The organism is Methylobacterium sp. Leaf117 (assembly GCF_001422985.1).
Lineage (GTDB): Bacteria > Pseudomonadota > Alphaproteobacteria > Rhizobiales > Beijerinckiaceae > Methylobacterium.
The window spans coordinates 488,674-502,160 of the sequence record NZ_LMNL01000034.1; the positions used below are offsets into that span (position 1 = coordinate 488,674).

The 13,487-nt window shown below is 64.8% G+C and carries 10 protein-coding genes and 1 pseudogene; 7 read left to right on the plus strand and 4 right to left on the minus strand.

What is annotated here, in order from left to right; all coding sequences use genetic code 11:
- Positions 1 to 3: 3 nt before the first annotated feature.
- Entirely contained in the window at positions 4 to 3,510 is a 3,507-nt protein-coding gene (locus ASF57_RS16905) for a DEAD/DEAH box helicase (RefSeq protein ID WP_348528132.1), read from the plus strand.
- A 103-nt stretch (positions 3,511 to 3,613) separates the two neighbouring features.
- Here ASF57_RS16905 and ASF57_RS16910 read toward each other — a convergent pair.
- Together ASF57_RS16910 and ASF57_RS16920 are read right to left on the minus strand one after the other, a co-directional pair.
- A pseudogene (locus ASF57_RS16910) lies at positions 3,614 to 4,685 on the minus strand (IS630 family transposase).
- A 575-nt stretch (positions 4,686 to 5,260) separates the two neighbouring features.
- The gene (locus ASF57_RS16920; protein ID WP_348528133.1) at positions 5,261 to 5,737 is read right to left on the minus strand and encodes a regulator; all 477 of its coding nucleotides are present in this window, start codon (positions 5,735 to 5,737) and stop codon (positions 5,261 to 5,263) included.
- Between the two features lie 127 nt (positions 5,738 to 5,864).
- Between ASF57_RS16920 and ASF57_RS16925 the strand changes: the two genes are divergently transcribed.
- From ASF57_RS16925 to ASF57_RS16935, 3 genes are all read left to right on the plus strand, one after another.
- Complete coding sequence (locus ASF57_RS16925; RefSeq protein ID WP_244476982.1) at positions 5,865 to 6,842, plus strand: AraC family transcriptional regulator; 978 nt, start codon at positions 5,865 to 5,867, stop codon at positions 6,840 to 6,842.
- A gap of 132 nt (positions 6,843 to 6,974) precedes the next feature.
- A complete protein-coding gene (locus ASF57_RS16930) occupies positions 6,975 to 7,550 on the plus strand; it encodes a DUF2380 domain-containing protein (protein ID WP_244476983.1) in 576 nt (191 codons plus the stop codon).
- Between the two features lie 94 nt (positions 7,551 to 7,644).
- The gene (locus tag ASF57_RS16935) at positions 7,645 to 8,517 is read left to right on the plus strand and encodes a hypothetical protein (RefSeq protein ID WP_156376204.1); all 873 of its coding nucleotides are present in this window, start codon (positions 7,645 to 7,647) and stop codon (positions 8,515 to 8,517) included.
- A gap of 271 nt (positions 8,518 to 8,788) precedes the next feature.
- Here the strand turns inward: ASF57_RS16935 and ASF57_RS16940 are convergent, their stop codons facing one another.
- Positions 8,789 to 9,646, minus strand: a complete 858-nt coding sequence (locus ASF57_RS16940; protein WP_056485302.1) for a LysR family transcriptional regulator — start codon at positions 9,644 to 9,646, stop codon at positions 8,789 to 8,791.
- Between the two features lie 89 nt (positions 9,647 to 9,735).
- Between ASF57_RS16940 and ASF57_RS16945 the strand changes: the two genes are divergently transcribed.
- Positions 9,736 to 10,116 (plus strand): tautomerase family protein, encoded by a 381-nt coding sequence (locus tag ASF57_RS16945; protein WP_056485304.1) that lies wholly within the window; start codon positions 9,736 to 9,738, stop codon positions 10,114 to 10,116.
- A 46-nt stretch (positions 10,117 to 10,162) separates the two neighbouring features.
- Positions 10,163 to 11,086 carry a DMT family transporter gene (locus tag ASF57_RS16950; protein ID WP_162241574.1) on the plus strand — a complete coding sequence of 308 codons (924 nt, stop codon included), beginning with the start codon at positions 10,163 to 10,165 and terminating at the stop codon, positions 11,084 to 11,086.
- A gap of 451 nt (positions 11,087 to 11,537) precedes the next feature.
- Here ASF57_RS16950 and ASF57_RS16955 read toward each other — a convergent pair whose 3' ends face one another.
- Entirely contained in the window at positions 11,538 to 11,957 is a 420-nt protein-coding gene (locus ASF57_RS16955) for a MarR family transcriptional regulator (protein ID WP_244477019.1), read from the minus strand.
- Between the two features lie 242 nt (positions 11,958 to 12,199).
- Here ASF57_RS16955 and ASF57_RS16960 point away from each other — a divergent pair, with 242 nt between their 5' ends.
- The gene (locus ASF57_RS16960) at positions 12,200 to 13,474 is read left to right on the plus strand and encodes an amidohydrolase/deacetylase family metallohydrolase (RefSeq protein WP_056485310.1); all 1,275 of its coding nucleotides are present in this window, start codon (positions 12,200 to 12,202) and stop codon (positions 13,472 to 13,474) included.
- The last annotated feature ends 13 nt before the right edge of the window (positions 13,475 to 13,487 follow it).

Consider the following 13,487-nt stretch of genomic DNA (forward strand, 5'->3'; position numbering starts at 1 on the left):
TGATTGACAGAGGCCCTTCCGTTCCAATCGAATGACGTCACCCTCAGCATCGAAGAAGGCCATTCAGACGATCTTATGGAGCGCTACAACGAGAAAGACATCCTCACCGAAGTTGGGCGGAAAGCCTTCGAGGCTGCTCGGCAGTATGTGCGTGACGGTCGGGTTGTCGCCTTCGACCAGGACGATGAGGTCGTGTTCGGGCAGGTTCTCGGCACTGCCCGTCGGCCCTACGAGCAGACAATCGAAGTTGAGGGCATTCGCGGTGGTGTAGGCATCGCTGGAGAATGCACCTGCTCCGTCGGCTTCAACTGCAAGCATGTTGCAGCCGTGCTCCTCTTCGGCCTCCAGTCGGCAAACCGCCTCACTCGTCCGTCGTCGGAGGAGCGCCTTGCCCGGCTCCTCACCGCGCCGGCACAGCGTTCCGTCGCATCGTCTGCCCATGACGTGGACACCGTGCCGGGCTTGGCTGCGTGGCTTGAGGATCTCGACCGAGCTCAAGCCATGGCCGAGGAGAGCTATCCCAGCAGCATCGCGCAACGCCTCGTCTATGTTCTCAACCCAATTCCGTTCCGCGAGGGTGTTCCACGGCTCGGCGTCCAACCCATCTCTGCGCGCCTGCTCAAGGACGGACGTTTCTCAGGGAGCAACCGCCCTTACGAGGCCAGCTCCGCCCTGTCTGGGACCCCTGCCAAGTTCCTGAGGCCATCGGATCTCAGAATTCTTCGTGCGGTGGCGTTACTCCGACGCAACTACGGGAGTGGAGTTTCCATCAGCCTCGCGGGTGAGGGCGGTGCCGCGATCCTCGCCGAAGTTCTTGCCACAGGGCGAGCACGCTGGCTCGGCCTCGATGGATCGGTCCTCTCAGCGGGCCCACCACAAACCGGCCGGATCGTCTGGCAAATGGCCGGCGAGGCTGCATTGGTGCCTGGGCTCGAACTTGACGGCCGGGGCATCGCTCTCAGCGCTACGCCGCCGGTCTACGTCGATTCCGAACAGGGTCTCATCGGGGTCATCGAGACGAGCCATCCGCCACGTATCGCCGCAACACTGCTGGCTGCTCCGAGAGTGCCCGGCGCAGCAGTGAAAGCGTTCAACGCCGCTCTGACAAAGCGTGCACCCAAGCTTGCCGCTTTGGCGGTGCCGGAACCGAAGCGGGAACGTTTGGCAGGCGTAACACCTAAACCGGTTCTGAGTCTGTTCGCCGCTGATCTACCGCCCGAGTCAGCCTCACCATACGGCTACGGCACGCCGCCTGCTCCAGAGCGGGTCGGGCTGGGCCGCCTCTCCTTCCGCTACGGTTCTGTCACAATTCCTCTCGGAGAAGCCAAGCCCGTGGTGACGCGGCTGACGGGCGGACGCTTGATCGAGCTTCATCGTGATGCGGAGGCGGAGCGCCGTGCCATTGCGAGCCTGCTGGCCAACGATTTCGTCCCATTGCCCGAGCGTCGCGCTCGGGTGCCAACCGCGCACGTGCATGACTTCGTCCCCGAAGGAGACGAGCTCGCTTGGCTCGACGCTCAGTTCCACATCCTGCCCCAGCTTCGGGCGGATGGCTGGGAGATCGAAGTCTCCGAGGATTTCCCGGGGCGCCTGCTACGTGTCGGCGACAGCTTCGAGGCGGAGGTCCACGAGGGGTCGGGCATCGATTGGCTCGAACTCCACCTCGGCGTCATCGTCGACGGCGAGCGGATCGACTTGATCGGTCCGATCGTGGCGATGATTGCCGCTCCAGGCTTCGATCTTGAGATGCTGGAAAGCGCGGCGGAGGACGACGAGGCCTCTTATCTGCCGTTGAGCGATGGGCGCGTTCTCGCCTTCCCGGCGGCGCGGCTCAAGACGATCGTGGCCGCGATCCGCGATCTCGCCCATGGCAACGGGGCGGAAGAGGGTCGCCTACGCCTCAGCCGTGCCGATGCAGCCGGTCTCGCGGCCTTCGAGGCGGCGATGCCGGATACAATCTGGCGCGGCGGCGAGCGCGTGCGCGAGATGGGGAGACGGCTCGGAGCAACTGGAGGGATACCGCCAGCCGTCCTTCCGCCGAGTTTTCGTGCCACGCTGCGGCCCTACCAGCACGAGGGCGTATCGTGGCTCGCCTTTCTGCGCGATGTCGGTTTCGGCGGCGTGCTCGCGGATGACATGGGTCTCGGCAAGACGGTGCAGGCTCTCGCCCTGCTGGCCATCGATAAAGCGCAGGGTCGGCTCGACGGTCCGGCCCTTGCAGTCGCCCCGACCAGCCTGATGGCGAATTGGCGCCGAGAGGCAGAGCGCTTCGCGCCTGACCTGCGCGTTCTGACCCTCCACGGCCATGATCGCGCGGATCGGTTCGGCGCGATTCCCGACAGTGATCTTGTGCTGACGACCTATCCGTTGATCGCCCGCGACCACGCCATGCTGGCAGCCCGAACTTGGCCGCTGCTGCTTCTCGATGAGGCGCAGACAATCAAGAATCCGGATGCCGCGACGACGAAGCTGCTGCTCGGGATTGAGGCGCAGCACCGTATCTGTCTGACCGGCACCCCGTTGGAGAACAACCTCGACGAGTTGTGGTCACTGTTCGCCTTCGCCTGTCCCGGCCTGCTCGGTGACCGCAAGAGCTTCGCCAAGGTTTGGCGTGGCCCGATCGAGAAGCAGGGCGACCGCGAGCGCAGCCGACTGCTGGCCCGGCGCGTGAAGCCGTTCCTGCTGCGCCGGACTAAGGCGGAGGTCGCCCGCGAGTTGCCACCGAAGACCGAGATCGTCGAGCGCATCGATCTCCAGGGTTCGCAGCGCGACGTCTACGAGGGAATCCGCCTCTCCATGCACGCGCGCGTGAGCGCCGCGATTGCAGAGCGGGGTTTTGCCCGGAGCCGGATCATCATCCTCGACGCTCTGCTGAAACTGCGCCAAGCCTGCTGCGATCCTCGCCTTCTGAAGCAGTCGACGGACAGTGAGGACAAGGCCCATCCACCGAGCCGGACTATGGCCCGCAAGCCGGCGATCCGGTTGACTGACGCCGGGTCGGCCAAGCTTGATCGGCTGGAGGAGATGCTGGTCGAGCTACTCGCGGAGGGACGCCGCATCCTCGTCTTCTCGCAATTCACCTCGATGCTGCGCCTAATTCAGGAGCGGCTCACGAGGCGAGCCATCGCCTATGCGCTCCTGACAGGAGCCACTCGTGACCGAGAGGCAGCGATCCGGCAGTTCGAGGATGGGGATGCTAGCGTTTTCCTGGTCAGCTTGAAGGCCGGAGGGACGGGGCTGAATCTGATCGCCGCCGACACAGTGATTCTCTACGATCCCTGGTGGAACCCCGCAGTGGAGGATCAGGCTGTCGATCGTGCCTACCGGATCGGACAGACCAAGCCGGTGTTCGTGCACAAGCTCGTGGCGACCGGGACGATCGAGGAGAAGATGGAGATCCTGAAGGAGCGCAAAAGCGCGCTCGCTCAGTCCCTCTTCGATCCTGACGGCACACCAACTCTCGCGATGACGCAGGCCGATCTCGAATCGTTGCTGGCGCCTGATTATTAACTTGAGCACTGCGACGTAGTTGAGGTGGCACGGCGCAATTTTGCGCTCGCCAAGGACCCGAACTGAAAGTTCGCGAGCACAAAATCCCCCCTAGTGCACTGACTCAGACGGATGGTTCAGGGGATCGGCTGACGGCTGCGCGGATGCTGACGGCGGGTTTGGTCCAGACGAAAGGTCTGGCGCGCCGGTTGTGCTCGGCGATGTAGCGTTTGATGGCCGCCTGCAGATCGACGACGCCGGTGAAGGACCCGCGTCGCAGCCGACGCCGCGTGAGTGCTGAGAAGAAGCCCTCGACGGCGTTGAGCCAGGAGGCCGAGGTCGGGGTGAAGTGAAAGGTCCAGCGCGGGTGGCGGGCGAGCCAGGCGCGCACCTTCGGATGTTTGTGGGTGGCGACGTTGTCGAGGATCGCGTGGATCACCTTGCCGGGCGGGACGGCGGCCTCGATGGCGTCCCGGCAAGCGGATGAACTCACCGTTCCGGTGGCGCTGCATGCAGCGGCCGAGCACGGTGCCCGCCAGGACGTCGAGGGCGGCAAACAGCGTCGTGGTGCCGTGACGGGTATAGTCGTGGGTCTGGGCGGCGGGATGGCCGGGGGCGAGCGGACGGTCGGGGCGGGTCCGCTCCAGCGCCTGGATCTGGCTTTTCTCGTCAATGGACAGCACGACCGCGTGGGCGGGTGGGTCCATGTACAAGCCGACCACATCCTCGACCTTGGCGGCGAAGGCGGGATCGCGCGAGCGTTTGAACGTGCGCAGCCGATGCGGCTGGAGGCGGTGAGCGTCCCAGATCCGCTGCACGGCACGTAACGAGATCCCCACAGCGCGGGCCACGGCACGGCCGGTCCAGTGGGTGACCTCGTCCGGCGGCTCTGAGCAGGTCAGCGCCAGCACCTCGGCCACCGTCTCGGTCGAATGGGGTGGTGTCCCGGGCGGACGTGTCTTGTCGCGCAGCAGACCTTCGACGCCCGCCTCGGCATAGCGCCGCTGCCAGCGCCACACGGCCGGGCGGCTGACGCCCGCTCGCCGAGCGACGTCTTGGACACTCAAGCGCTGGGCCGAGAGCAGGACGATGCGGGCGCGCTGGATATGCTTGAGCGGGCGCGATCGATCCTCGGCGATCACAGTGAGCCGGGTCGTGTCGGCTGCATCGAGAAGTACGCATACCGTCTGAGCCATTGCCCAGACTCGCACGTCTCACCGACTGAGTGAATCCTCCGTCCGCGTCACTGCACTAGGCGAAGTACAAACGACGCAAGGAGGAGGGGTGATGGCCCCCGACCGGATGACCTTCCGGACCGTGTTGCGGGAGACGTGCTGGTCGCGGACGATGTCCTTGATCGCGCGGCCGCGGGCGAAGAACTCGCGCCGGATGCGCGCAATCGTGTCCACGCCCTTCATCCCCCTACACCACCCTTCCGGCCGTACCGGAGAGCAGTCTGCGAGAACGAGGTTAGGGGGTCAGAATTGGACGCCGATCCCCCGCCTCACGGGGTCAAAGTTGCACGCCGAAACACAGAAGAGGGCTGTTTGCGACATCGACTGATCCGAACCTTCGGGTGGCGTACTCACTCCAAGCAATTGTCACGCGGAGATGGATCGGCGGGCTTTCGAGCCCGCCTTTTTTTGAACCGAAACATGATTGCCAGAATCAAATCGCAACCTCCGGCGAACGTCCGCTCCCAACGCCGATACAATTCTACTGTTACAGCGAGGTTGGGTCGGTTGCGAAACGTCCGGTTCGGGAAGCAAGGTCACGGTCCGCTGGTCGATGACGCCTGGGCTTGGAAAAGCGCCTTGAAGTCGGACATGCCAAAAGTGGCCACCGTCTCGTGGCGATCGTCGAGGATCTCGTAGACCGGGCCGTCTACGTCGCGGTTCGTGAAGAAGACGATGACATCCTGCTCGCCGCCACCCTCCGTATGAGGCTCGCCACCGGCCTGGCCCGAGACGTAGCTCCCGACCGGACGGATCTCCTTCAGGTCGCCGTTGGGTCGATAGATCCTCAGTTCGCCCTGCAGGACAAGCGTTCGATAGTCCGCGCCGTGCCGGTGCAGCGCGATGCGTTCGTTCGCCGCAAATTTGAAAAGCAGGTCGACACTGCGCGCCGATTCATCGACGTTCAAGATGAAGAAGGCGGCATGATCGAAGCCGTCGGTCGTTTGCCATGTGATGTTGCGATCATCGAATGCGAGCGTCGGCATGGCGTCCCCCTGGTCTTTCGCAATCACGCGAAGATCTCTTGGACACGGGCGTATGCTGCCGGCGTGACGCGGTCTTGCCATTCGGTGCCAGCACAGCGATCGTCTCGCCCGTGGAGGGGGCATGGCGGGATACGGTCTGACCAGGGCATGCACGATGGGGCCAATCGCCGAGGCGGTCACGGCCGCGGGCGGATCGCTCGCACGGGTGTTCGCTCGTGCCGAGATGCCGCTGACCTTGCTCGAAGAGCCCGACCGCCTGATCCTGCTGCGCGACCAGCTTCGGCTCGTCGAGGCCGCAATAAACGAGATCGGCGATCCGGCGCTGCCCGCGCGGCTCTCGATGCTGACCGGCATCTCTGGGCTTGGGCCCATCGGCGTTCAGGTTCGCCAAGCCAACACCCTTGGTGCCGCCTTGGCGCGGGTCGAGGTCGTCACCCCCGTCGTACTGCAAACCGCGACGTGGACAGGCCTACGCCGGCAGGGCGCGCACGCGTTCTACGGCTATACGGTAGCGGAGCGGATCGACAGCGGACGTCAGGCGAACGAGGTCCTGGCGCTCGGATACCTGCTCGGTACCGTCCGGCACTTCCTTGGATCCACCTGGCGTCCGGAACGCGCCGTGGTCACAGGGGCCAGCATGTTCGCCCGCGGGGAGATCGAGGCGTTGTTCGGCTGCGAGATTGCGTTTGGGGCACGGGCCGGCCTCGTGTTCCCCGCCCATGATTGCGACACGGCCAATCCAAGCCGCCTCGATCCCACCCTTGAGGGCACGACAGAGAGTAGGCCGATCGAAGACGACCTCCTCGCATGCGTCGCCCAGCTCATCGCGTTGAGCTTGAACGAAGCACGCCCCTCCATCGACTGGGTCGCCCGCCGCCTCGGTCTGTCGCGCCGGACCTTGCAGCGCCGGCTGGAGCAGGCCGGGACCCGCTATGCTGACATCCAGCGCCAGGTCCTCGGAAACCGGGCGAAGGAGCTGTTGGCCATGGCAACGCTCCCCATCGGTCGCGTTGGCTTGGAACTCGGCTACGCCGATGCCGCCCACTTCACCCGGGCATTCCTGGATTGGACCGGGGTCACACCGAGCCAATGGCGGAGTGGCGTCCAAAGGAGACGGTTGGGCACGGACTGATCCGCGACGGACGCCTGTCCGAATGGCGCGAAATGGCAATTCGGGTGCGAGCGAACCGCTTATCCTCGGCGTCAACGCAGGCGATCCCATGCTCGGCATGGAAACGACCTGCGCGAGGAGGACCGCCCCCTGATGTATGAGCAGCCCGTTTCAGCCTTCGCGTACAGCCTGCAACCCCGCCGGACGTCGCGGTCGAGACCACGCCGCCTTTGCAAGGTCGCTGCCCTGCTGCTTGCGATTAGCGCCATGGCAGTGCCGGCGAAGGCGCAGCCGCCGGCGACAACGCTCGCGGTGCTTCCGATCAAGCTGCTCGACACCTCAGCGGAGCCAAAGGATCAAACAGACGAGCATCGCCTCCGCTTGCAGTCGATGGCAGTCGAACTAACGTCCGACCTCGGTTCGCTGGGACGGTACCACACAGTGCCAGTGCTCGCCGAGGACGTGCAGCGCACCTGCATCAAGGAAACCACCGACTGCCTGCTATCGATGGCGCGCTCGCAAGGAGCCGAGCTGGTCTTCGTTGGCGTCGTTCACAAGAGCAGTACCCTGATCATGCAGATGTGGGCTCGGATCGTCGACGCCCAGACGGGCGGGGTCCTCTTCTCACGTGAGCTCAATTTTCGTGGCGACAACGACGAGGCTTGGCATCGCGCGGAAGCGTTCCTGATCGACCAAATCAGGGAGGCTGCACCACAAGTGCAACCGTAACCGCGAAGCGATGTTGGCGTGGCCAAGATCGCGCATGGCACATGGCGTCCGGATGTGGAACGTCCGCATTTGAGGAGCACGAAGGAAGGCTTTAATGACCAACGTGGGTCGTTTGCAGACGTTCATCGCTGCGCCACAATCAATGCTCGATCCGAGGTCACCTAAACCACCCGCAACCCTTATGCTGCCACTCCTACCAGAAACCCTGCCGCCGGATGAAGACGCGCTCGTTGAATTGCTGGCCGGGATGTTGGGCGAGCAGGACCTGCGCTTCGTCGCTCAAGCAGATTACGGGTACGACGCCGACGAGCACCTGATGGCCCTGCGCCGCCTGCTGGACGGGGGCGCTCTTGATCTCGGGCAGGGCAAGCCAACCGAGGTTCTGGAATTTACGCGCTGGGACAGGCCGCAGTCTGAGCCCGGCCAGGAGCAGCGGCACTGGCGTCGGGCGTTCGCCTGCGCGGCGCTCCTGCGCGCCTACGGTAGGCCGGAGAACCGCCACAACATCATCGGTAGCAACCAGTCGATCGCCGGTCTCATCGACAGCCTGTATGCGCTCGGTCAAATCCTACCGCTGCGGGAACGCCAGAGAGCCATGGCAGGCATCGATGCGGCCGGAACGGCACTGATGGCATGGCTCATCCCACACCTACCGTCCGGTCCGGACGAGGAGGCCGCCTTCCACGGGGTCGGGCTACTCTGGTTTGCCCTCGCCTGCGAAGTGCGAGACACAGCGCTCGTTGCAGTCGCGGAGTGGGTCATGGTGGCCGATGATGAGGCAACGGCACCTTGGCGCCCATACCTCGGCGATTGGCTCCTGGGCACGACGAGGTATGCCGAATGCCACGACCTCTGGCGCCTGTTTGGCGCCCGGCTGCCCTCTCGGTTGTCCCCCCGGCATGGGACCGAAGTGGTGGAGGCCGTCCGCCTGATCTCGACCATGATTTCCCGTCCCCAAACGGACTGACAGTATCGAACCTCCCTTCGAGCGAAAGTCCGCAATGGGTCGAGGCGGGGCACGCTGACGATCGTCTGCGTAGTGGTGTAGCTACCCGGCCCTGCGGAGATCGAGTTTGATCTGCGGGCTCGACGCGCGGCTGATCTCGATCGTCACCGTGCCAACTTCGACCCATGCCAGTCTTCTGGCGTCAACAGGACGTTCACCGATAGCAGACGTCTCCTACCGAGCTCGATTGCCGTGGGTGGTCTTGAGGGTCACACTTAGCAAAAATGCCTCGTCACGCCCGCACTGCGCTACGGAAGGCAGCCGATAGTGTGGTGAGCAGATCGTGCGCCGGACCGCCTTGGATTCTCGTATGGAGGAGGATCGGGAGGTGGGGGATCTTCGGGAGCCTCAGCTTGGCGCCGACGTCGATGGCACCGAGCGGAAGCATTCGTGGAGCCAGGGCCGCGACGCCGAGCCCGGCCGACACGGCGGCTGCGACGGCCGACACGCCGCCACCGACGAAGGTCTCGATCCAGGGAATGCCGGCGGTGTCGAGGAGACGCCCGGCCATGGCGCGGACGCCGCACGGCTCGGCCGACATGGCGACCGGCAGCGGTTCGCCCGCACGAGGCTGCCAGCCTGCCCCAGCGAACCATCCGAAGCTCTCCTGGGCCAGAACTTCGCCGTCATCCCGGCCCAAATTCATGCGCGCGATCACCGCATCGAGTTCACGGCGGTCGTAGCTCTGCAGCAGGTCGCCGGACGAGCCGATCTTGATCTTGATGAGAAGCTGAGGATCCTGCGTGGTCAGACGCGCGATGAGCGTTGGCAGATCCGGCCCCGCGACATGGTCGCTGATCCCGATGGCGATGCGTTGCCGGGCCTCCCCGAAGACCGCGAGCGCCCGCTCATGTGCGTCCACCAATTCGCGCGCTCGTTCGAGGAAGGCGACGCCGTGCGGTGAGAGCTTCACGTAGCGGGGCGTCCGCTCGAAGAGCTGGTGGCCAACCCTCCGTTCCAGCCGCTGGACGCGAAGGCTGACGGCCGCCTGCGTCGTCTCCATCGCCTCAGCCGCGCGCGTGAAGCTGTCGAGTTCGGCCACGTGAATGAACGCACGCACGGCATCGAGGTCGAGGGGCTTGGACGTCATAACAAGTCGTTATTTCTGAAATCGGCGACGATAGCATATTGTAATGTCGGCTGAACTTCTACAACTCCGAGCGTCAAACGAGGTGCACCATGCCGCTCATCTCCGTATCTCTGCGCTCCGGGAAACCCGACGCCTACAAGCAGGCCATTTTCGACGGCCTGTACCGAGCCCTCCGCGAGACTTTCAGCGTTCCGGACGACGACCAGTTCATGACGCTGACCGAGCACGGAGAGGCGAACTTCCGCTACGGCGCGACCTACGGCGGCATCGACCGCAGCGACGACGTGATCTTCGTGCAGATCAGCGCCATGAACACCCGCACCGTCGATCAGAAGAAAGCGCTCTATCGGCGTATCGCGGAGCTGCTCGGCGACGAGCCCGGCATCCGAGCTGACGATCTCTTCATCAACATCGTCGAGGGCGCCCGCGAGAATTGGTCGCTCGGTCGCGGCCTCGCGCAGTATGCCTGACTTGACGCTGGGGGGGCCAAGCCGTGGCTCCTCGCTGGAGACGACCGTGACAACTTCGCCCTCCGTCACGCTATCGGCCGACGACCCAAGTGCGGTGTCCACCGCCTCCATCATCTGGCTCTTTGCCTTCGTCGTGGTGGCCTGGAGCCTCAACTGGGTCGTCATGAAGGTGGCAGTGCAAGACGTCACGCCGCTCTGGGCTGTCGCGATCCGCACTGGCCTCGCCGCCCTCGTCCTATTCCCGTCGCTGTCTGCAGCCGGGCAGCTGAGGCTGCCGCCCCGGGGCGATCTGCCGATCGTCCTCGTGATCGCGCTGTTCCACATGGTGGCCTTCGCGAGCTTAATGACGGCGGGGCTTGTCTTCGTCCCCGCGAGCCGGGCCATCGTGCTCGGCTACACCACGCCGCTCTGGGTCGCTCCCGCCGCCTTCCTGTTTCTGGGCGAGCGCGTCTCTGCGCGGCAAGCAGCAGGCATCGCGATCGGCATTGTCGGCTTACTAATGCTCTTCAAACCAAGCAGTTTCGCTTGGGGTGATGAGACGGTCCTTCTCGGCAACGGCTTGATTATCCTTGCCGCGCTCTGCTGGTCGGTCAGCATCGTCTACACCCGGGCTCATCGTTGGGTTGCGACGCCGCTCCAGCTCATGCCCTGGCAATGCCTGCTCGCGACGGTCGCCCTCGTCATCCTGGCTCTTGCGCTCGAAGGCCCACCGCCGTCCCGGATCGGCACCCCGGCCCTGCTGGCGCTCGCTTACAACGGCTTCATCGGTACGGCGCTCGGCTTCTGGGCGATGACCGTCGTGAACCGGCGCGTGCCGGCGACCACGGCATCTCTCGGCGTCCTCGCGACACCCGTGCTGGGCATCGGACTGTCTGCCATCGTCCTAGCCGAAGGGCTCGATCCGCTACTCATCGTCTCTGCGCTCACCATCCTGTTCGGGATCGCGCTCGGTGCGAGAGGCAGGGGATGAGCCGCCGGCAACCGCCTTATGTGACGGTCGATCTATTCGACGGCATCAGCGATGGGTCGACAACGTCCGCTTAGATACACTGCTCGCTCCGAAGCGGAACGGCAGAATTCCACCCAACCCGGTCGTAAAACGGACGGACGGGTCTCGACCCAAAGCCGCCGTTCTAGCAACCGCTCAAACTGCTCGTAAGCGGACGTCGCTCCTGCTTGTGCCGGTACTTCGGAAGGATCCGTTAAGCACGGAACGTCACGGGAGATCCAACTTCGAGACACAGCGCGGACGTCACACCGTTCTTGGAGCGACGGCTCTCGACGACTTCTACCCCTAATCAACAGCGTATGGTTCGAATCAGCCTATGCTCTTTAATCATACAAGCTGTTGAATGGAGACGATTTGGAATAAAGAGGTTGCCGTTCTTGCAATTAATACATTCCGTAAGAGTGATGCTGAATCAGGTCATCACACCATCGCCGCCCTGCCGCTGCTGATAGGCTGCGGTAATCTTCTTCATCAGCCGGATCAGGACCTCCCGCTCGGGGCCCGCGAGGGGTTCGAGGGTCGCGTCGTGCGCCTGGCGCGCGGCTTCTTCCATGCGCTCGAGCAGGTCACGCCCCGCCTGGGTCGGGCGACAGCACTGGGCGCGCCGGTCGGTCGGAGATACCGCGCGTTCGATGAAGCCGCGGGCTTCGAGGCGTTTCAGAGCCCCGGTCGTCGTCGTCCGGTCCAAGGCGACCGAATTGGCCAGCGTCGTCTGATCGGCTTCACCCCTTTCTGCCAGCAGAGAGAGCAGACTATACTGCAGCGGAGTGATGCGGAATGCGCCACAACGCTCGGAAAAGAGGCTGACGTGGATCTGATGCAGCCGTCGCATCAGGAAACCCGGCCGTTCCGGCAGGGGCCAGGGTCGCCCGGGTTCCTGAACGCGCTGCGGCGATAGCGCCGTCCCGGCTTCGACCGGCCTGATCTCGTCCATCCGCGTCCTGTGCCTCCCCGCGCGATCCGCATCTCGGACGGCTCCTGGCACATACCATGCTTGGAGCAGATGCGAAGCATACTTCGCATCTGCCGGTCGCGGCGATGCATAGGCCGATGCGAGACGCTGGAGGACGCCGAATGGACGATGGACGGTACGACATGCTTCTGCGCGGCGGCCGGGTGATTTGCCCGGTCTCGGGCATCGACGGCCTCAAGGACGTCGCCATCCGCGACGGGCGGATCGCCGCGGTGGCGGACAGCATCATCCCATCCGCCGCCACCGAGGTGGTCAACGTCGCGGGCAAGCTGGTCCTACCGGGCCTGATCGACACGCATGGGCACGTCTACCAGTACGTGACTGGCCGGTTCGGCCTGCCGCCGGACATGGTCGGCGTGCGCTCGGGCGTGACCACAGTGATCGACCAGGGCGGCGCGTCCTGCATGACTCTGCCGGGGTTCCGCCACTTCATCGCCGAGCCGGCCGAGACCCGGGTCTACGCCTTCCTCTCGGCTTATCTGGTCGGTGGTCTCGAAGGGCATTTCTATCCCAATCTCTATAGCCCAGAAGGCGTCGACATCGACGCCACGGTGAAGTCGGCGGTGGAGAACCGCGACCTCGTGCGCGGCATCAAGGGGCACGCCGAGATCGGCGGGTTCGCCCGCTGGGGCATCAAAGTCATGGAGATGGCGGCCGAGATCAGCCGCCGCGCCGACCTGCCGCTTTACGTGCATTTTGGCCAGCTCTGGGGCCTGCCCGAGAGCGGCGCCAACGGCGAAGACGCCAACACGATCATGGAACGGGTGATCCCGCTGCTGCGCCCCGGGGACTACCTCGCGCATCCGTTCACCCGCCATCCCGGCGGCTTCATCAACGAAGAGGGCGTGGTCCACCCGATCATCCGGGCGGCGATGGACGCCGGCCTGCGGGTCGATGTCGGGCATGGCAGCCACTTCTCCTACCGGGTCGCCCGCGCCTCCCTGCGGGCGGGCGTCGTGCCCTACACCCTCGGGGCCGACATGCACGGCTACAACACCGAGGTGCCGCGGCCGGCAGGGACGCCCGATGAGCACCACGACGACGAGAACCACCCCTTCCTCGGCCAGGCCCGCTTCAGCCTGACCCAAGCCATGAGCTCGATGATGGCGCTTGGTCTCAGCCTCGAACAGGTCGTCCCGATGGTGACGCAGCACCCGGCCGAGATGCTGGGCCTGTCCGACCGCATCGGCGCCCTGACCCCGGGCTTCGCCGCCGACGTCTCGGTGCTGCACGATCATCGCGGCCGCTTCCTTCTGCGCGACAACGAGGACACGCAGGTGATCGCCCAGCGCCTGCTGCAGCCGGCCTTCTGCCTGCGCGCCGGAAAGCGCTTCGACGCCGACTCACCGATCCTACCCCAGGCCGTCGCGGCCTAATCCCGGGCATGCA